This window comes from Microcystis sp. Msp_OC_L_20101000_S702 (assembly GCF_007095705.1).
Taxonomy (GTDB): domain Bacteria; phylum Cyanobacteriota; class Cyanobacteriia; order Cyanobacteriales; family Microcystaceae; genus Microcystis; species Microcystis ichthyoblabe_A.
Map to the genome: position 1 here is coordinate 13,306 of NZ_SFBO01000036.1, position 19,618 is coordinate 32,923.

The 19,618-nt window shown below is 40.7% G+C and carries 15 protein-coding genes and 1 pseudogene; 7 read left to right on the plus strand and 9 right to left on the minus strand.

Features of this window, described 5'->3' with window-relative positions; genetic code table 11:
• Positions 1-129: 129 nt before the first annotated feature.
• A complete protein-coding gene (locus tag EWV60_RS04125) occupies positions 130-582 on the minus strand; it encodes a hypothetical protein (RefSeq protein ID WP_002737059.1) in 453 nt (150 codons plus the stop codon).
• 231 nt (positions 583-813) lie between these two features.
• On the opposite strand from EWV60_RS04125, the gene EWV60_RS04130 reads away from it, so the two are divergent.
• From EWV60_RS04130 to EWV60_RS04150, 5 genes are all read left to right on the plus strand, one after another.
• The gene (locus EWV60_RS04130) at positions 814-1,665 is read left to right on the plus strand and encodes an alpha/beta fold hydrolase (protein ID WP_002736085.1); all 852 of its coding nucleotides are present in this window, start codon (positions 814-816) and stop codon (positions 1,663-1,665) included.
• Positions 1,666-2,002: 337 nt separating this feature from the next.
• On the plus strand, positions 2,003-2,311 hold the full coding sequence (locus tag EWV60_RS04135; RefSeq protein WP_002735547.1) for a DUF6679 family protein: 309 nt from the start codon (positions 2,003-2,005) through the stop codon (positions 2,309-2,311).
• Between the two features lie 159 nt (positions 2,312-2,470).
• Positions 2,471-2,932 carry a cupredoxin domain-containing protein gene (locus tag EWV60_RS04140; RefSeq protein WP_002735338.1) on the plus strand — a complete coding sequence of 154 codons (462 nt, stop codon included), beginning with the start codon at positions 2,471-2,473 and terminating at the stop codon, positions 2,930-2,932.
• Positions 2,929-4,014: a calcium/proton exchanger gene (gene cax, locus EWV60_RS04145; protein ID WP_002735957.1), complete on the plus strand. Its 1,086-nt coding sequence runs from the start codon at positions 2,929-2,931 to the stop codon at positions 4,012-4,014. The genes EWV60_RS04140 and cax overlap by 4 nt, the downstream gene beginning before the upstream one ends.
• Positions 4,015-4,057: 43 nt before the next feature.
• Positions 4,058-5,677, plus strand: a complete 1,620-nt coding sequence (locus tag EWV60_RS04150; protein WP_287231157.1) for a S8 family serine peptidase — start codon at positions 4,058-4,060, stop codon at positions 5,675-5,677.
• A gap of 158 nt (positions 5,678-5,835) precedes the next feature.
• On the opposite strand, the gene EWV60_RS04155 is transcribed toward EWV60_RS04150, so the two are convergent.
• The 8 genes from EWV60_RS04155 to EWV60_RS04190 all read right to left on the minus strand — a co-directional run bounded on the left by EWV60_RS04155 (position 5,836) and on the right by EWV60_RS04190 (position 18,396).
• Positions 5,836-8,898, minus strand: coding sequence for a patatin-like protein (locus EWV60_RS04155; protein WP_287231158.1), 3,063 nt, complete (start codon positions 8,896-8,898; stop codon positions 5,836-5,838).
• Between the two features lie 168 nt (positions 8,899-9,066).
• Positions 9,067-9,240, minus strand: a complete 174-nt coding sequence (locus tag EWV60_RS04160; protein ID WP_370445071.1) for a S26 family signal peptidase — start codon at positions 9,238-9,240, stop codon at positions 9,067-9,069.
• An 86-nt stretch (positions 9,241-9,326) separates the two neighbouring features.
• A complete protein-coding gene (locus EWV60_RS04165) occupies positions 9,327-10,607 on the minus strand; it encodes a DNA cytosine methyltransferase (RefSeq protein WP_002751448.1) in 1,281 nt (426 codons plus the stop codon).
• An 85-nt stretch (positions 10,608-10,692) separates the two neighbouring features.
• Positions 10,693-11,331 carry a HEPN domain-containing protein gene (locus EWV60_RS04170; protein ID WP_002751449.1) on the minus strand — a complete coding sequence of 213 codons (639 nt, stop codon included), beginning with the start codon at positions 11,329-11,331 and terminating at the stop codon, positions 10,693-10,695.
• A gap of 14 nt (positions 11,332-11,345) precedes the next feature.
• Complete coding sequence (locus tag EWV60_RS04175) at positions 11,346-12,587, minus strand: DUF262 domain-containing protein (RefSeq protein WP_287231159.1); 1,242 nt, start codon at positions 12,585-12,587, stop codon at positions 11,346-11,348.
• Between the two features lie 88 nt (positions 12,588-12,675).
• A complete protein-coding gene (gene guaA / locus EWV60_RS04180; RefSeq protein WP_002737357.1) occupies positions 12,676-14,301 on the minus strand; it encodes a glutamine-hydrolyzing GMP synthase in 1,626 nt (541 codons plus the stop codon).
• A gap of 358 nt (positions 14,302-14,659) precedes the next feature.
• Positions 14,660-15,787, minus strand: coding sequence for a cobalt-precorrin-5B (C(1))-methyltransferase CbiD (cbiD, locus tag EWV60_RS04185; RefSeq protein ID WP_287231163.1), 1,128 nt, complete (start codon positions 15,785-15,787; stop codon positions 14,660-14,662).
• 371 nt (positions 15,788-16,158) lie between these two features.
• Positions 16,159-18,396, minus strand: a complete 2,238-nt coding sequence (locus tag EWV60_RS04190) for a sensor histidine kinase (RefSeq protein ID WP_272013886.1) — start codon at positions 18,394-18,396, stop codon at positions 16,159-16,161.
• A 303-nt stretch (positions 18,397-18,699) separates the two neighbouring features.
• Between EWV60_RS04190 and EWV60_RS04195 the strand changes: the two genes are divergently transcribed.
• Both EWV60_RS04195 and EWV60_RS04200 read left to right on the plus strand, forming a co-directional pair.
• Positions 18,700-19,332 carry a response regulator gene (locus tag EWV60_RS04195; protein ID WP_002737320.1) on the plus strand — a complete coding sequence of 211 codons (633 nt, stop codon included), beginning with the start codon at positions 18,700-18,702 and terminating at the stop codon, positions 19,330-19,332.
• 119 nt (positions 19,333-19,451) lie between these two features.
• Positions 19,452-19,618, plus strand: a pseudogene (locus EWV60_RS04200) (Uma2 family endonuclease); the annotation flags it as partial.

Below are 19,618 nucleotides of genomic sequence, written 5' to 3' on the forward strand. Positions count from 1 at the left end.
TCCCTATTAATTTAACTTTCCTGGGGCGGAAATTACCGTTAATTGACTAAAACGTTACAATTGTCGATCGATCTCAAATAAATCTCGATCGCGATAATATAATTGTGGTCTGATCGCCCTCAGCTAGAGCTAGTAAATATAAATAGCACCCTGTTGATTGAGGTTAAAGGTGGTATAACCGGGGGTACTCCCCGGAACTTTGGTAACAGTAATCGTGACTAAATTATCTTTATTGACTTCTACGGCATAGATTAAACTAGAAGAATCGGGATCCGAGGCGGCATTAGCCCGATTAATCAGAATATATGCTGGAATTACGAAACCTTTTAGGGTTGTCTCCGTACCAGGAGATAATAATTGGGGAGAGGAATCAATATTGGCCGATAGGTCATAATTGAGGTCAATATCGGTTTGATTGATGATTTTAATCTCCACAGGACGACTCATATTCACCCTAGCGACAGGCTGCCAAGGACCCGGTTGAAAAGTGGTAGCGGGGGGATTTTGAGCGGGTAAAGAGGGGGGAAAAACTAATCCCAGACTGAAGACGAGGGAAAGAGTTAAAAAGCGATCGCATTTCATAGATAAATCCTGGTCTAGGGTTGTCATCCTATTTTAGGGAGGTATCCCCAGTGTTTTATACTTAAAGTAGAAGCTTTTGAAATTGTCTATAGCATTGATTGATCAGCTATCAGGGAAAATCCTAAGCTTCCCTGATTTTGCTCTATAAACAAGGCTAAATACACCGATTTTTCTCTAGAAGTTTCCCTAGTAACCCCTATCAACGGTTTAACTTAGGTTGAGATTGATTATATGCCTACCATCGACATATCGGGAGTATCCCACAGTTACGAGTTATTTTCGCCCCAAGCGGATAAACCGGTTTTAGTCTTTATACACGGTTGGCTGCTGAGTCGTCACTACTGGCAGCCTTTGGTAGATATTCTCTCCCCAGACTATCCCTGTCTAGTTTATGATCTCCGGGGCTTTGGCGACTCCCAAAAAATCACCTCTAACAGTCCTCCTAGCAGTTATAACCTTGAATCCTACTCCCAAGACGTTATTACCCTTCTTAACCGCTTAAACCTCGATGCTGCTTGGTTAGTCGGTCATTCCCTCGGTGGTAGTGTTGCTTTGTGGGCCGCGGATAGCTGTCCTGAACGCATTAAAGGGGTAATCTGTATGAATGCCGGCGGCGGCATCTATCTAAAGGAGGAATTTGAGCGATTTCGGGAAGCCGGAAGACAGATTTTAGAGAGAAGACCGCCTTGGTTGCCCCGTGTTCCCTTGATTGATGTTTTATTCTCGCGGATGATGGTCAAGCAAACCCTAAGTAAAAAATGGGGCAAACAGCGAGTGATTGATTTTGTCCGAGCCGATTACCAAGCGGCCCTGGGGTCACTTTTGGAAACCACCACTATCAGCGAAGTTCATCTTTTACCCCAGATTGTCTCCCGTCTCCCGCAGCCGGTCTATTTTCTGGCGGGGAAAGAGGATACGATTATGGAAGTTAAGTACGTTAACCATCTGGCCAGTTTTCATCCCTTGTTTGAAACTGGCGGCAACGTGATTGAGTTATCCGATTGTGGTCACTTTGCCATGCTCGAACAAACAGCAGCGGTGGCCGAAAAGATGATGGCTATTTTAAATCAGCATCGGGGTTAGGGGGTTTAAGTGTTGAGGTTTTAGTGGAAATTTCCCTATCTCCCCATTTCCCGATTCCATCCACAGATACTGTTATGAAGTGAAAATTTATGTAACAATGACTCTATAAGGGCGATTTTTTACCGATCGCCGAGGCCGTCTATTAATCGAATCGATGTCTTTGAAGAACGTAGTCCCAAACTGGAAACCTGACTTTCCTTTCCCATTCTTGCCACTACTAGCGGAATTTTTCTCCTTTTTGTGTTACCCACGGGAATTCTTGAGCTATTGCTGAGATTGGCATTTTGTCACTTCCCGTTAGTTAAATCCAACAAAAGAAGCTGTTTAGGAGCAATTTATGTTACACCGCAAGATTTATCAATTCTGTATGGATGGTCAGGAAGTCTGCATTTTCTTGCGCGATCAGCAAAGATGGATTGATAATGCTCGTATTATCGATCTAGAAAGCGATCTCGTCACCATTCGCTACGAAACAGAAGAAGAAGACGAGATTAGTTCTTGGGAAGAAATGGTGCGTTTAGAAAGTATCGGTGCGGTGAGCAGAAAACTGGCCTCCGTGTCGCGGACGAATCCTGATATTAATGTCTCGGAAGATTGTCCAGAAGCAGAACAACTTTATCCCCATTCTCCCGATAGCTTAGATTAATTTTGTCGATTTAAATTACAGTGGCTAGAAGTCCCGAGGTTTGAACAGTGGCCAAGGGACTTTGAGGGAATGGAAGGGAAGAGAGCCGCTAAGAATCGCCACTTGTTCTAAAATTATCGTCAAAGCCGCCAGATTTTCTCTATAAGCTGCAGGAGCAAAATGAATTCTAATCCCTACTTCCCTGTCCAGGATATCTATCAAAAATTTGTGGCAGTAGTAATAGTTTTAATTAGTTGTTGGTTAGTGACTTTTCCCGCCTTCGCTGCATCCGCCCCTCTAGAAGTTAAAATTAGTCTAGGCTCCGGGCAAGGAGAATTAAAATTCTTTCCTAGTCAATTAGACTTTATTGCCGGACAAAAATACAAATTAATCCTCGATAATCCCAGTCCTACTAAACATTATTTTACCGCTAAAGACTTCGCTGATGCTAGTTGGACCCAGAAAGTTGAAGCGGGAAAAGTGGAGATTAAAGGGGCAATTCACGAACTAGAATTAAAACCTAATGCACAGGCGGAATGGGTGATAGTTCCTCTCAAAACTGGTAAGTATAAATTAATCTGTACTATTCCGGGTCATGCCGAAGCGGGAATGGTGGGAGAAATTGCCATTAATAACCCATGAATTTAAGAAAAATTGTCTCCTTTGCTTTCCTATTATTTATTCCCCTATCGGTGGTCGCTAGTCGTCTTAATTGGGGAGATCAAGCTATTTTTATTACTGCCGCTTTATCGATCATTCCCCTGTCAATTTGGTTAAGTACGTCTGTGGAAAGAGTTGCCGTAGTAACCGGGCCAACTTTGGGAGGATTAGTTAATGCTATCTTTGGTAATACTACCACTTTAGTTATTGCCTTAATTGCCCTAAAAAAAGGCTTGGTGGACATCGTACAAGCCAGTATTACTGGCAGTATTCTCAGCGATTTATTATTATTTATGGGCATGGGAATGCTCACGGGAGGAATTCGCTACAAAGAGCAGGAATTTAAACCGATTTTAGCGCGGGTAAATGGTTCTTCCATGACTTTAGCAGTAATAGCGATCGCTTTACCAACTTTGGTAATATATACTTCTAACGTGGTGGAAGTTGCCGATATTCTCAGTCTTTCCCTAGTCACCGCCACGGTTTTATTAATAGTTTACGGGTTAACTTTATTATTTTCCCTGAAAACCCATAGCTATCTCTACGAAGTGGGATTAAGTAACGAAAATACCCCCGACAATCAGGTTAGTGAGGAAGAAAAAGCTCAAGTCTGGATTTGGTTACTTGTGCTGCTTACTTCCACCGTAGCTGTAGCCTATGAGTCGGATTTATTTGTTGATGTAGTGGAATCGGTGATGGAAGGATTTAATCTCACTCCTCTCTTTATCGGGGTGATTTTCATTCCTTTAATTAGCGATGTTTCTGGAATAGTTACCGTCACTCAATTAGCCCTAAAAAATCAGATGGATTTAACGGTTTCCGTGGCTATGGGTGATAGTTTATTGGTGGCTTTATTCGTGGCACCTTTATTAGTTTTTATCGGTCAATTTTGGCAGCAGCCGATGGATTTAAATTTTAATCCCTTTAACGTGGTGGCTTTAATTGTAGCGGTGGTTGTCACTAATTTAATCAGCTTTACCGGTCGTTCCAATTGGTTAGATGGAACCCTATTACTAGCCACCTATTTAATCTTGGCAGTAGCTTTTTATTACCATCCCACCTAGCCAAAAAAGAGATTCCGGTATTTTCTGAGATTTCTGTCTTAGAATGGATCGGTATCACCTTACTGCCGCAGGATTGCTGATGATGAAAAGAGGGTTTTGGTTTGTCGTCGGGTTAGTAGTAACGATAATTCTGCTTCCTTCCCTAGTTCTTTCTAATTCCATCGGTGAACAGGGAATTTATGCCGATCGCCTGCGGGCGGAACCCTATAATTTATTAGGGCGAAAAATTGCCATCGGTCAAGTGGAAATCGGACGACCGGCTCAGTTCGGTTATGATAAAGTGGCGGCTTGGCAGCCTCCCTATAAATTAGCTGGTGTTTTTTTTCGCGATCAAATTGCCAAACCCAACACCTATCTAGATAATCACGCCGCTATGGTGGCAACGATGATGGTCAGTGATGATAAAAAAATCCCCGGAGTGGCCCCAAAAGCGAGATTATATTCGGGGGCGGTGGGTTCTTTGCGACGCGGTGGACAACCGGAAGAATGTCTTACCAGTCAAAATATTGCCCGACAAAATAGCGGTGATGTCCGCGCCATTAACTTTAGTTTTGGGGAATCTTTGCAAAGAGATCAACGACAGGAACCAAAATTAGATGGTCAAGCTTTATTAACTCAATGTGTTGATTGGTCATCGCGAGTTGAGGATGTCCTTTATGTAATTGCTGGTAATCAAGGTAAGGGAGGAATTCCCATTCCCACCGATCATTTTAACGGCATTACTACCGCTTATACAGCGACAAGAGAAGGAAAATTCACTAAAGTTGATTTTGCTAATATTAGTGCTTTGCCGGTGGGTATTGGTCGCAGTTTAATTAAACGGGAAATTAATGATGGTTCCCGACGGTCAATTAATTTAGTTGCCCCCGGCAATAAAATAGAGCTTTATGACCTCAAAGGTAAATTAAATACTGTTAGTGGCACCAGTTTTGCCGCCCCTCATATTACGGCATCGGTGGCACTTTTACAAGAATACGGCGATCAACAAATTAATCAAAAAAATCCCCATTGGAGTCTCGATTCTCGTCATCATCAAGTGATGAAGGCAGTAATGCTTAATGCTGCCGATAAAATTAAAGATACGGGCGATGGGTTACGGTTAGGTATGAGACGGACGGTCTTAACTAAGGATCAAAAAACTTGGTTAGAGTCCGATGCTTATAAAGATCCGAAAATTCCTTTAGATATGCAGATGGGGACGGGACATCTTAACACTTTTCGCGCCTACCAACAGTTTAGTAATGGTCAATGGTCGGCCGCAGAATCTATTCCTGCTATTGGTTGGGATTACGCTACAGTTACCGCTAATGGTTATCAAGATTATGCCCTAGAGAAGCCCTTAAAAGCTAATAGTTTTGTTTCGATAACTTTAGCTTGGGATCGTTTGGTAGAACTAATCGATACTAATAGCAATAATCTCTATGATATCGATGAAAGTTTCCAGGATCGCGGCCTGAATAATTTAGATGTTTATCTTTTACCTGCTCAGGAGGATAATAATGCTAAATACACCTGTGCTTCCCTGAGTGATAGTGATAGTTTAGAGCATATTTTTTGTCCTGTCCCCATCTCTGGAAACTATAAAATTCGGGTTCAATATCGTCAACAAGTTAACGAAAAAGAACAAGCTTTTGCTCTCGCTTGGTGGACGGTTCCCGAATAATAAAAATGATAGTAAGTGAGTAAGTGAGGAGAGGCGCTCATGTCAAGAGGCAAAAGACAAAACGGAGAATAAATAATCAGTTCTCTGTTAAACCAGATTCTCTCCCCCATGGCAACCCCTACAGGACCTTGATTTTTCTTTGGCACAGTTTCCAGGGGTTATTTAGAGGTTCTCCCGAATAATAGTCCCAATAAGCTTTTTATTATCCAGAGTAATGCTAAGGTTGCAATGGTCAACACAGCCCATCTTGGTAATACATTTAGTAGATAGGCTATTACTCCAAATCCAATAATAAAAAGAAGCAATGATTTCAAAGCAGAGATGAGGGGAGAGGCTTGTGTTTTATAGCTGCTTGGACTACTTCTTTGGGACAGGAAATAGTATATATTCAGAATTTGTTTGAGAAGCTGATAAGATTGAAGTCTAAGCAGTCGTTTACCAGTCTTACTAGATTCTATGATATAACTCAAAATTATCGCTGACCGAGTGCCTAAACTTTTGAGAATATTAGAAGGTATATCTTTCACTATTGTTTCTGAACCAACTCCATATTCACCCAGGAAGTATTCTTTTTCTTTCCCTTTTAAATCTTCCAGGAAACGTTGAGCAAGTTTTGCAGCAGCTAAGGGAGTTACTGCTTTGTCAAAATAGCCACCAACATATTTGTAGTTTGACTCAGGAGTTGGGTCAATTTTTTGTTGATTCCATTCCAATTGTTCAGAAATTGCGTCTTTAAATACATTCCCTAAATTTTCCTTAAGAATAGCACTATGTCCTAAATTGACAAGCTTATTTAGGAATTCTTCTAATTCTGCTTTGGCAAGGGTTGTATTAGGTTGAGCAAGTTTAATTAAGTCTTGAATTAGCCCATCTTTTTCTGTTTGTGTTTCCGTGGGAAAAGATTCATCAACAAGTCGCTTGACATATTCTTGAATTTTCTCTTCCTGAGTTCCTGAGAATGGTCCTAGTTTAATTTGGCGACTTACAACTCCGGAGAAGGCTTTTAAGGATTCTGAAGTTAACAACCCATCAACAATACGGTTGACTCCATCTAACCGTCCCCAAAGTATATCATTAGAACGCCAAGATTTCTTAAAAAAGCCTCCAAAAGCACGAAATTGATCTCCAGCTAATTTTTCTTCAAGTCCCTTATCTTTGCCAAATCCTTTATCAGCATCATTGGGAGAAATACGAACAAGTTTAATTGGACTGTTGTTTTGGACATCGGACAAATATTGATAGGGATATATTACTTGATCAATTAGCTGAAATTTCGCAAATTTGCCAATTGCTGGTTCTACATTCTCCGATTGTTCAGTTAACAACTTCGCCGAAGCTTGTTCTATTTTTTCTAAGATGGTTTCACCTTTGGTTATAGTTAATGCTTCCCAATCTTGATCTAGAGCTACATCTTTAACCTTCTTCCGTAAATTGTCCCCGATAGAATGGATTTTGTCAAAATTTAGCTCTTTGAGATTTTCTACGGTGACATCGGCTAAATCTTGACTATCTAAGATAAGACGCAACAACGTTAATAGATAATCATATATTTTTTCGCGCTTCAAATTTACAGATTGTTGATTATTGTCCTCTTCATCTTCTGTAATGAGTTGATAAAATTTTTGGCGAACAGGTTCGAATTTTATCACTTCTTTGATAACCTGATCAATGACTTTGAGCAACTCTAGCAGCCAAGTGATTTTATTGGCTAAATTTTTCAACTCTGTATATTTGGTAATATCATCTGTATCTTTAGTAATAGCATCAGATATCAGAGAGTAAATTTGGGACAAGAGAAAGTTATGTTTTCTAATAGCATATTGAATATCTAGATTTTCAACATCTTGAGCTAGGGAGTTTAAAGTTTCCTCTCGCTTTTTAATTTCCTCAGAATTATTAATAAATTGGGTCAATAAACTGGCACTTTTTTCTAATAGTTCTTCCTGTTCTTGTTCTTTTCCAACAAAATATTGATTGTCAAAAATTACGGAGAGAACACTATCTCTTAAACTGACTAAACGACACCTCCAATAACGATTTTTGGCTTCTGTTGTTTGTTCAGATACTTCTTCATCAACACTTTTTAATAACAAATTATAGCGACGAATTTTGTCGTTAATACCTTTGATTTGTTGAAGATCTTTGCTAATACTTTCATATCTGGGTAAACTGATTAGAGAACCTGTGATGACTTCCCAAACAGTAGGTTGCTCCATTTCTTTAAATTTGGTACTGTCAACAAAGCTTTCTGGATTGGGATCGAGATAAAATAATTGACGATTGACAGGACGATCTGCTGTACGATAATAAATGGCTTCAGTGGTATAACTAAAAGGACGATTATCTAGAACTCCCCCATCAACAAAATAGATTTTATATCCCTCTTTTGGAGGTTCTTGCGGAAGGATGCGATTTCTCAAAAGCTTTCCCCATTCTTGTAGTTGGTTATCTACCTTATTATCAGACTTGATTTCGACAGGTACTACGGGAAAAGCCAGGGGAAAACAAGAGGTGATTCGACAGAGTTTAGCTAAGGCTTGTTGAGTATCTTTATCTGTCGTAGAAAAAGGATCTCCAAAATCTTGATCTTCTCGATATTTAAGATGAAAAACGCAACGATTATCTTTGATTTCGATGACTTTTCCAGTGTTGTCAAAGGTTTTATAGATTCTTCCTAAAACATCAGTGCCAGTGATAAACAAATCTAATTCGTTAAACTCTGAATACCATTCTCCATCAGGAGCAGATTGTTGGTTATTTCCAGCTTTTTCAAAAGCTTTAAAAAGTTCTTCCTGATAGTATCCCTCGCCGTTTAAAAGAGAGTTGACATTGGTCTGATTATTTTCTTTTTTGATCGGACGCAGTAATTTATTTATATCTCCACTTTCTCGCCAAATATCTCCAAATTCCTTAAAGTCAACTACAATTTTTTCGTAGCTATTAGCAACTGCATAGCTCAAGAGAACTCCATTAATTCCTCCCGCTGAAGTTCCCGATACAATATCAACAACAATATCTGAATCTGTCAGTGCTTTAATTAATTTATAAATTCCCCGACCCCTTGTTGCGTTATAAAATTCTCGACAAACACCATTCATATAAACTGCTAGAGAAACCCCACCATAAAGCACTAATCCTAAGCGAGTTTCCTTACGAAAATCTGGTTTTTTCAAGCAAGTGGCTGACGAAGATTGTGTGTTTTGACCAGGTGTTGCAGTCATAGCAAGTCTCCACGGTTATTTGGCGTTCTAAAAGAGACAGATACAGTTGGGAGTCGTTTGTGGCGGTTGTGGCGGTTTTTGCGATCAGGGTTGGGACGCTCTACCACATTTCCCAATATAAAAGGATACACACCACCCCGCCACAAACGTTGTATCCTACACTATATTTTAATAAATCTTTACATTTATCCTGGTATTTGAGGTTGCGGGGAAACAGAAGTCAGAAAACCAACTAAAGCGGTGCAGTGGGAAAAAGCGAAAAACTGCACAGCTAATCAGGTTCTTGACTGGTAAAAATCCCCAGATATGGAAATCGTTGCTATGATTACGATTATCTCCCATGAAAAATATTCACCAGAAGGAACCTGAATTAACGGCAAATTATAGCGCGGTGCTTCTAAAAGATAATACTCTTTGATTGGTATCATTTAAATACCGAACAGCCTCTGAGAGACACCTCGTTTTCTTTTCGGGATAACATCGTCAGAGATTCCCCAATAATTTGATGCTTGAGACATATTATATAGCAATAAGTCTTCGGGCATTTTTTCTAAAATAACTCGGTTGAGATTAGCGGTATTGATATTCATTGCTCCCATCACAGAAGAGCCAAGTTCTTTCGATAATAGCGGAATAACCGCGTTACCAATCTCACGAAAACCATGCCATATTGTGCGGTGAAACTGAAACCAATCGGGGAATGTATGTAATCTGGCGGCTTCTCGTACAGTAATACAACGAGGAATAGAATAGTGAATGGGTCTAGGAGCAGTATAGGCCCCTTTGTCACTATTAGTTCCAGCCCGGAGAGTGTTACATAAACCAGTAGGAGAAAGCTTGAAAAAGCGACTTTTTGGTTCCACTGTACCCGGTTCGGTTACGATAAATCTATCAATTGATCTTTGGGTATGAACTGAGCCTATATGTCCATAGATTTTTGTATCTACTGTTCTTTGATGGCAAAGTTTAAAAATATCCCCTGGCTGCACTGAATATTTTTTCCTCTTACCACTATAATCTAATTTTGATGCAGGTATGCCTAAATCAGTATCGATAAAGGCAGGTATTAATTCTAAATCTGAAATCGCATCATAGACGCTGGTAAAAGCTGATTTTTTGGCTGAGTTTAAATCGACGGTCTTTGTCAAAGGATATTTAGCCATCGGCACGTCTTTTCGACTACCAATTAAGATTAATCTTCTGCGCTTTTGTGGTGCGCCATATTCACTGGCATCAAGGATTTTAATTGGCTGATTAATTGTATAGCCAATAGCTTCAAATTCAGAAATTAACTCCTCTAAAAATTGTTTGTGTTTACCCGTAGCCATGCCGGGGACATTTTCAAAGATAAAATACTTGGGTTTAATTTCTGCTACAATCCGCAGATATTCAAATACAAGAGAATTTCTAGGATCATCTATTTGTCGTTTACCAATCAATGAAAAACCTTGGCACGGCGGGCCGCCGGCAATTAAACTAACATCGGTGGCATAGCCTTTTAGTTTTAATAATTCCCATATTTCTCTACTTGTTACTTTGGCTATATCCCGGCAAATAGTTTGACAATAGGGAAAGTTAAAATGATGAACCAAGGAATGGACTGCATCAAACTCCACCGCTACAGCAATATCAAATCCCGCCGCTTCTAGACCAAGGGACATTCCACCGCAGCCGGCAAATAAATCGATCGCAATTGGTCTATGTTTCACTTTGATGATTAGCTCTCTATTGTCTGCCTTTTATTATACTGTATTTCTGATATAATTAACAATTTAAGTTTTATTAAGAGTGGAATTACTTGAGCAAGTTAGTAATCAATTGATCGACTTTCTCTAATTCTTGAATAATTTGTTTAACTCTCTCTAATTCGTCGGCAGGGTTAGGCGTTTTTTTCGTTTTTATTCCCGAAGAATGAGCGATTTCACCGCGTTCTTCTCCAAAAGTATTCATATTGGCTAACCAAACTTTATCTAAGTCATCACTATCGATGCCGATTGGTAAGAGTAATTTTAATAGGTTAGTTTCTTTAATCCCATGATTTTGATCGATAACTGATTTAAAACATCTAATCACTATGTCAATTTTTTTAGTTATTTTCAGTTTGTCTAGGGAGACATTTTTGTTACCTTTAAGAGGAGTAATGGTATCGGGAGGATTTTCCATTTCTTGACCAGAAAAAGCGATTACACATAACAAAACTCCACTAGCTTTACCTTGATTATCCCAGATATTTTTTGCTGTCTGTACTGTATCCCAAACTCGATCTTCAAGATAAGATTCAATCTCAGCATGAGCAAAAACTCGATAGGCAAAAGTTAAAGCTAATTGTCTTTCAGAATATTCATTTATCTCGCTAAATTTACGAGGTAGGAATTGTTTTTTTAGTCGATTCAACTCTTTGGTTAGTTGTCTAAATCCTAGAGATTTCGGCATAGTAAAAAAACTAACTATCTTAACCCCTTAAAAATAATACGATTGTCTTCCATCTGAGGAATATTGAAGTTAATATCTAATACTTTTGATAAAGCTTGACCCCATAAATGAAAACGATCATAGGTTGATTGTTTAGTATTTGTACTAATTAATACAGCATTTTTAAATCGATCAACGGCAGTACGACATAAACTTTTAAATGCTTCTTCTACCTGTTCTTTGTTTGTCTCGGCAGCTGCTCTCATTAGATCATCGCAAAAGTAAAAAACCATCACATCTAAAATTGCTCGATTGAACTGACTTCGATAAGTTGCCGATTCAGGCAGCCAGAGACGGGAAAAGTTTTTCTCTCCAAAAATATTAATCGTTGTCTGGACAGCTTTTTCAAATTGATCAATAATATTTTTGATTTCTTCTGAGTTTTGATCCCATCGAGCATTAAGCGAAACACAAGCATTATCAAGAAATTTTTTAAGATCACCGCGATAATCGGATAAATAATAATGAAAAGCTACATAACGCAATAATATATCAGTGTCGCGCATCCGGAAATCGGGATAGGAAGATTCAAATATTTTCTTTAATGCTTGACTTTCGATCGCTCGATCATCTAAAAAATTAATAAAATCCCCTGGGTGTAATGCTTGTCTTAATTCTTGAGAAGACAAAGGGGTATTTTCCTGATTGAGACGCAGAAAAATTTTATGGAGGAAACTCTCCGTTTTCCAATTACGGATAACAATCGTGCGGATAGTTTGATTATCCAGTTGGTCTAAGAAATCATTTAAATTGAAGTCATTTTTTAGATCTTGATATTGGCAGCCATTGAGGTTATCTAGAAATTCTAAATCTTTTAAAGTAAAACTATTATTAGGTGTGGCACTGTCACCATAAAACTGTAAAATTGTTAGTAGGCGTTGTTTGCCATCAAGAACGATAAATTTACCTTTTTCCTTATTATTAGTAGCTAAGACAATCTGTGGGACTGGAAACCCTAGAATTAGGGATTCAATAAATCGACTTTTACGAGTAATATTCCAAGCATCTCGTCTTTGAAAGCGCGGATTGAGTTGAATATTTTCTCGAATTAATTGATCGCGGATCGTTGCGGTAGTCCAATCACTTCCAGCAACAACAGTCTCGGAGATTTCTTTGAGTTGTAGCTTTTTTTGGTTTGCTGATTCTCCTTCAATATCTTCTTCTTCTTCCGCAAAATCCACCGCTTCTATTTCTTCTAAAATCTCTAACTGTGTCATGGTAGTAATTAATCTCCTCAATTGTCTATTCTGCAAAAATCCCGTCCCAATATTTGGACGGGACTAATAATCAATCAATAATTCAATACTACTCCCATTCTATAGTTCCGGGAGGCTTAGAAGTAATATCATAAACCACGCGGTTAACTCCCTTAACTTCATTGACAATACGATTAGAAATTGTCTCCAATAAATCATAGGGAACCCGGGACCAATCGGCAGTCATTCCGTCTTCACTGCTGACTAAACGTAGGACAATAGGATAAGCGTAGGTACGTTGATCTCCCATCACTCCCACACTGCGGACAGGCAATAAAACCGCGAAAGCTTGCCAGAAATCGTGATACATTCCCTGCTTATTAATCTCGTCGCGCACCACCCAATCTGCATCGCGCAAAATATTTAATTTATCTGCGGTGACTTCCCCTAAAATGCGAATCGCTAAACCGGGGCCGGGGAAAGGTTGACGACGAACAATTTCTTCCGGAAGACCGATTGATCGACCTAATTTTCTCACCTCATCCTTAAATAATTTTCGCAGGGGTTCGACTAATTTAAACCGGAGATTTTTCGGCAGTCCACCAACGTTATGATGACTTTTAATTTTAACCGCTACTCTTTCCCCGGTTTTGGGATCCACATTACTATCGGCCGATTCAATCACATCGGGATATAAAGTTCCTTGGGCCAGATAATCAAAGGGTCCCAAACGATTCGATTCTTCTTCAAACACCTGAATAAATTCATGGCCGATACGACGGCGCTTTTCTTCGGGATCGGTGACACCGGCCACTTGCGCTAAAAATCGCTTTCTAGCGTTGACATACTGGACTCCGATATGGAATTGCTCGTTAAATATCTGCATTAATCGTTCGGGTTCACCCTTACGCATGAATCCCTGATCGATAAACATACAGGTTAGTTGATCACCGATCGCTCGATGCAAGAGGAATGCTAAGGTAGAGGAGTCCACACCGCCGGATAAAGCCAATAAAACTCGCTTATCGCCCACTTTTGCCCTAATTTCTCGGATCGATTCCTCGACAAAAGCTTCCGTGGTCCAAGTGGGTTCGCATTTGCAGATATGATAGACGAAATTGCGAATTAAGGCGATTCCTCCCACAGAATGGACAACTTCCGGGTGAAACTGCACTCCAAAGAGTTTTTTCTCGTGATCGGCAATGGCCGCACAATCGGTATTATCGGTATGAGCGAGAATTTCAAAACCCGCAGGCAATTCCACGCAGGAATCCCCGTGACTCATCCAAGCGGTGGAACCGTCCTCGACATTGGTTAATAAATCGGTAGGATCGTTGATAAATAGGGATGCTTTGCCGTATTCGGCCCGTTTTGCCCGTTCTACCCTGCCCCCTAACTGCTGTACCATCAATTGCATCCCGTAGCAAACTCCGAGGATGGGTACACCTAAATTCCAAATTTCGGGATCACAGTGGGGCGCCCCTGGATCATAGACGGAATTGGGACCGCCCGAAAGAATTATTCCTTTCGGGTTGATTTGGGCTAATTGTTCGGCGCTGGTACGATAGGAGAGAACTTCGGAGTAAACGTTCGTTTCCCGGATTCTGCGGGCGATTAATTCAGAATACTGGGAGCCAAAGTCAAGAATGATGATTATTTGACGATTAAGGCTATTAGTGAAGGACTCTGAGGGCAAAGTCTCTTGGGGGGTGGGAAGGGGGGTTTGAGTTGTCACTACGATCAAGAAAAGAAACTGGCAGGAAAAGGTTAAAGATTTGTAAACTAAATCGGCTATTGTTCTGAAAATAAGCTACAATAGTATCGCCTTATTAGTTTCATTTTTTAAGACTAAATAGGGCTTGCTGAATAAATGTGAAATGTAGGCAAAGTAAGGGTTTTGGGGCTTTACGAGCGAAACAGGTGCAAGATTTTGAGAGAATCGTCGTTCAAAACCTTGCGTCTTCATCGGCCCGCGTCCTGTAGGGGCGAAGCATTCGGGCAATAACCTATCGGTGAAACCGTAGATTTTCTATCCGAATGCTTCGCCCGTACTTTTTCAGCAAGCCATAAATATTCCCACGATCATAGCACAGTCACTGGGGAGTAACTGGTAGATTTTGCAAAAATTTAAGGCCATTTTCGCTTTTGCTGATCAAAGAACGAGAGCGATCGAATAAAATACAACCGACCCCAAGATGACCGTTACTGTGGTTATAAACGTATTCTTGGCAACGGCAATCGATAGTATTAGCCATTTCTCCATAGATGCGTTCCACCCAATTATCTCCCGTTTGCCGGTCTAATTGACGCAGATATTCCAGACCGTTTTCGCTGGTGCTACTGTCAAAAATTTGCTGGAGATGGGGGGTAGCTAAACCCATTTTAGCGGCGTAGGCGGTAAGAATTTCCCGACGACCATCGGCGAGATGATGGTGAGTCTGAAAGATTCCCCCGGCAAGTTTAATTAATTTACCGTGATAACCAAACAAAAGAATTTCAGAGATTCCCTGTAATTGTGCCTCTAATAACATCGGCCCGATCCAATTGGCTGTTTTTACCAAAATATCAGGATTAATACCCATTTGAGGGGCTAAATCTAAGCCATTTTCCCCGATACAAAACACCAAGCGATCGAAACGACGGGATAAAATTTTTAATTGCTCGCGAAAGATTTCCAACTGTCCGGGAGCGCTGAGGGGTTGGGAAATGCCAGTGGTACCCAACAAAGATAACCCCTCTACTACCCCAAAAGCGGCGTTAGAAGTCCTTGTGGCCAGTTTTTTGCCTTCTGGCAGGATAATCGTCACTTTGATGCTTTCTTGGGGCAGTAACAGGGGTCTGAGGTTTTCTTGCATCAGACGCTGGGCATAACTATAAATAGCTGATTTTCCGCCATTATCAATCTGTAGGCCGATTCCTGCGCCGCCTTGAATCTCTATCTCTTGATTACCTGTTTTTCTTTCTACTAACGCCCATATAGGGGTATTTCTAGTTAAATCTAAATTGTCCCCTGGATCGCTGCGGGTGATAGCTAGGGCAGCATCGGGGTTAAGTTGGGCAACTTGTTCGATGGCAATTGTAACGGTTTCTGGCGGTTCTAAAAGATTAAAAGTAACGGAATTTAGCTCATTTTCGCCGTGGAGATGCTGGAGAGATGCGATCGCACTGGCACAGGCAAAAACCGGCAAAGTGTAACCGGAACGGGGTGGGGAGATAGACATGAATAGGGTCGATAGCCAATCAAATTAGCCGTGATCTGATTATAGAACTAGGGGGCAACCGCTGCTATTTTTGATGATTGTTTGACATCCTCACCACCGGGGGTGAGCGCATCTCAAACGCTATTGACAATTGGCCAATTTTGTGATCCTTATGAGAATTTCAAGGGATACTAGCAATCAGAATAGTTACAAACTCGACCTATTTGGTCGATTGTTGCTTAACAATTGAGATGGCAAATTCTCCTCAAATATGCCTTAATTGTCGGTAGGCAACCCACATAAAATGGCTAATTCAAGCCTGAATTGGCGATTCTATATACCCCAGAGTCCCAGAAGAGCGATAAGCAGAATCATCTCGATCCCGTTACAAATCACTGATTACTGTTGACTAACTCCTGCTTAATTACTCTAGAATTTTGATGAGCAAGGGGTAAAGTAAACCAAAACTGTGAACCAACCCGCGGGGTACTTTTTACTCCAATTCTCCCAGAGTGAGCCTCGATAATTTGCCGACATTGGTAGGAACCTAAACCAATCCCCGTTAGGTGTTGATTATGAAGATTTCTTACATATAAATGGAAAAGATGTTGACATTGTTCCTCATCCATGCCAATACCATTATCGCTTAAAGTGCAGTAGAGCATATCTTGGTCAATACGAGCATCTAAAGCTAATTGAATTGGTGAAGGATTATGTTTCAAGGCATTATTTAATAATTGTTCAAAAACACTTCTTAGCTGATAAGGATCGGCATCAATAGCGGGTAAGTTATCGGGGAGAAGATTAATAAAAGTAGCTTGGTATAAATCAAAATCTTTTTGCCAATCTTTCAGCCAAATTTCCACCTGTTCTTTTAAAAATAGAGGTTGACGATGCAAGATTAAAGGCCGTTCTTCAGCAAAATGATTTTCTGATAAAGCATTAATTAAATTTAATTGTCGATCGCAACTACGCACCACCTGATCGAGCATTGCTCGCGAGATAGTTACTTTTTCTGTTTGCCGACACTGGAAATTTTTTAATAACATCACTAATCCCATAATCGAAGTGCGTAGATCGTGGGATACTGCCTGTAAAAAAACCGTTTTCATTTCGTATAAACGCTGAATTTCCCGGACTTTTTCTCGCAGTTCCAGGGTTCTAGCTGCCACTTCCTGTTCTAAATTATTATTCAAGCTTTGCACCCTCTGATATAGTTGCGCTTGGCCGATAGCGATACAAACTTGGGTGGCTAACTGTTCTAATAATTTGACCTCGCTTTTTTGCCAATGACGGGGATGGGAATATTGATGGACAACTAAAGCACCTAAATGTTGATTATTAACCGTTAGAGGTAAAACTAAAGAGGATTTAACTTGCAGGTATTCGTAATAACCCTTGAGAGTGGGCAGCGTTTGCACCTTAGCGGTATTATCAGCAATAATTAACTTATCTAAAGAAAATAATTGTCCCAATTCTTCCAGTAATTCTGGTTCGGGAAACCAACCCATCAGCGAGGGAATCTCGGGACGACGGGACTCAGCGATTACCTTAGACCAACCCCGCTCTTGACAGTGACCGATATAGACTTGATCGGCATCGAGAAAATTTCTGATTTCCCCAACAATGGTATTTAAAACTTGATCTATATCTAAAGATTGATGGACTTTTAAAGCAACTTGTGTGACTAAATGTTCTCGTTCTAAAGTTTCATTTAAAGCTCGATCGATCTGTTGTCTTTCGGTAATCGCCGCCGATAAAAACAGAGAAGTTGACATGACAATGACCAAAAAGATTTGTAAGATCAGGACACCTCTGGTATGGTCGGGGGCTTGTAGGATAAAAGGACTGATTCCCCCGACCAATCCCATCAAAGCTAAAATAGATACTAAAAAATTGGCTATTACCGCTCCCCAGGTCTGAAAACGCATAGCAGCCCAAACCACAAAAGGAAAAGGCAGATATTCGAGGTACTGCACCATACTCCAATCGGGGTTAAGAAAATCCTGTTGACCACCAAAAACCACGAAAGTCACCACCGTTAGCAAACTCATACAAAGTAATGCCTCGCCAAGGCGTTGGGGTTGCCGGGGTTCCCGCAGGGAGTGACGATTGAAGCAAAAACGCAACAGCAGCGGCGTGGTCATTAAGATCCCTGTACTATCTCCGAGCCAGATCATGCCCCAAGACTGTCCAAATTGTCGCCAATCCCAAGTATTTAGCCAACTACGAGCAAAAGTATCGATAGTGGCATTAACTGCCGAGGCCAATAAGGCCGCTAAAAATACCAGTAAGAGAATATCGCGAATACGCTGTAAAGTGGCGGAAAATCTCAGATAATGCAGGAATTGCGCCCCTAACAGAGCCGATACACTGCTACCGAGCGCCGAAAATAGAGCTATGGGCCAACTGCCCCCTAAAAAGAAGGTAAGAAGCAAATCCCCGATAAAAACGCCTAAAACTAGCCTTTTTCCCCCTAAAAAAACAGCAGTTAAGCCAATACCAGCACTCATCCAAATTGGGGCAGGTCGCGACCCTAAATTTAAGCAGAGATAGCCTAGCCAACCAACACCCAGATAAGCTAGGGCAACAAGCACAATTTTAGACCGATCTGATGAAATACGCAGCATTTTCAGTTATCAGTTATCAGTTATCAGTTATCAGTTATCAGTTATCAGTTATCAGTTATCAGTTATCAGTTATTAGGTTTAAGTTTTAAGTTATTAGGTTTAAGTTTTCAATTTTCAATAAATTTAGTATCTTTCACTGGTCACTGGTCACTGGTCACTGGTTACTGGTCACTGGTTACTGGTCACTGGTCACTGAATCACTGAATCACTGTTAATCTCTCTCCAGATTGCCTAAACTAGGAGTAGTTCTGCTTCATGCAGATGGGTGAAAACCGTACATTTTCCCGTTAGGAATCAAAGATCATGCGGATTTTAATTGTTGAAGACGATCCTTTAATGCAGTTAGGTTTAGAACAAGCGCTCGGTGAACAGCCAGATTTTGAGATCGTCGGTCAAGCTAGTGATGGTCTGGCGGGGGTACAATTAGCCCTATCCCTACGGCCAGATTTAGTGGTCATGGACATCGGTTTACCCCGTCTCGATGGCATTGCGGCAACTAAACAGATTAAGGAGGGTTTAGCTAATGTTCATGTGGTTATGCTCACTTCCCACACTCTGCAACAGGAAGTGATCGCAGCTCTGGCCAGTGGCGCTGATGCCTATTGTATCAAGGGAGCGAGTCTCGATCGCCTTTTGGCCGCCATTGAAGCAGCTAAGGACGGGGCTACCTATTTAGACCCTCAAATTGCCCGTTTAGTCATGGATAATCTCAAACCGCCGGCAGTGCAACCTAATCCCAATCTAGCACTTTTATCGGAGCGAGAAATGGAGGTTTTAAAGTTAATTGTTGAGGGCAAAAGTAACGCTGAAATCGCCGAACAACTTTATTTAAGCACCAATACGATTAAAACCCATGTGCGGGGAATTATGAATAAATTGGCCGTGGACGACCGAGTACAAGCGGCCGTAATTGCCCTGCGATCTGGTATTGTTTAAGGGAAAAATGACGATTTACCCACAGGAATATTCTACCTCAATTGCTACTGCTACAATTGCTCAAAAAATCCCTTCAATGATTTATAATAAGTTGTTGACCTATCTCTGTTGGACTAACCATGACTATCGCTGAAAGCTTACCCCTAGTGGAGTCCCATGTAAACCCTGAGATAATCTTCCCAGAAGGCGAATTTTGGAGTGATGAACCACCCTTGGAAAGTAACCTACATCTACAACAAATTATTTTATTAATTCAGTGTTTAGAATGGTGGTGGCGCGAGCGAGA

Bases quoted from the DNA above. Each gene is read 5' to 3' on its own strand.
- EWV60_RS04160 (WP_370445071.1), bottom strand. From the start codon at position 9,240: ATGGGAGATAATCGTAATCATAGCAACGATTTCCATATCTGGGGATTT.
- EWV60_RS04125 (WP_002737059.1), bottom strand. From the start codon at position 582: ATGAAATGCGATCGCTTTTTAACTCTTTCCCTCGTCTTCAGTCTGGGA.
- EWV60_RS04130 (WP_002736085.1), top strand. From the start codon at position 814: ATGCCTACCATCGACATATCGGGAGTATCCCACAGTTACGAGTTATTT.
- EWV60_RS04190 (WP_272013886.1), bottom strand. From the start codon at position 18,396: ATGCTGCGTATTTCATCAGATCGGTCTAAAATTGTGCTTGTTGCCCTA.
- EWV60_RS04170 (WP_002751449.1), bottom strand. From the start codon at position 11,331: ATGCCGAAATCTCTAGGATTTAGACAACTAACCAAAGAGTTGAATCGA.
- EWV60_RS04150 (WP_287231157.1), top strand. From the start codon at position 4,058: ATGGATCGGTATCACCTTACTGCCGCAGGATTGCTGATGATGAAAAGA.
- cax (WP_002735957.1), top strand. From the start codon at position 2,929: ATGAATTTAAGAAAAATTGTCTCCTTTGCTTTCCTATTATTTATTCCC.
- EWV60_RS04135 (WP_002735547.1), top strand. From the start codon at position 2,003: ATGTTACACCGCAAGATTTATCAATTCTGTATGGATGGTCAGGAAGTC.
- EWV60_RS04155 (WP_287231158.1), bottom strand. From the start codon at position 8,898: ATGACTGCAACACCTGGTCAAAACACACAATCTTCGTCAGCCACTTGC.
- cbiD (WP_287231163.1), bottom strand. From the start codon at position 15,787: ATGTCTATCTCCCCACCCCGTTCCGGTTACACTTTGCCGGTTTTTGCC.
- EWV60_RS04175 (WP_287231159.1), bottom strand. From the start codon at position 12,587: ATGACACAGTTAGAGATTTTAGAAGAAATAGAAGCGGTGGATTTTGCG.
- EWV60_RS04195 (WP_002737320.1), top strand. From the start codon at position 18,700: ATGCGGATTTTAATTGTTGAAGACGATCCTTTAATGCAGTTAGGTTTA.
- EWV60_RS04140 (WP_002735338.1), top strand. From the start codon at position 2,471: ATGAATTCTAATCCCTACTTCCCTGTCCAGGATATCTATCAAAAATTT.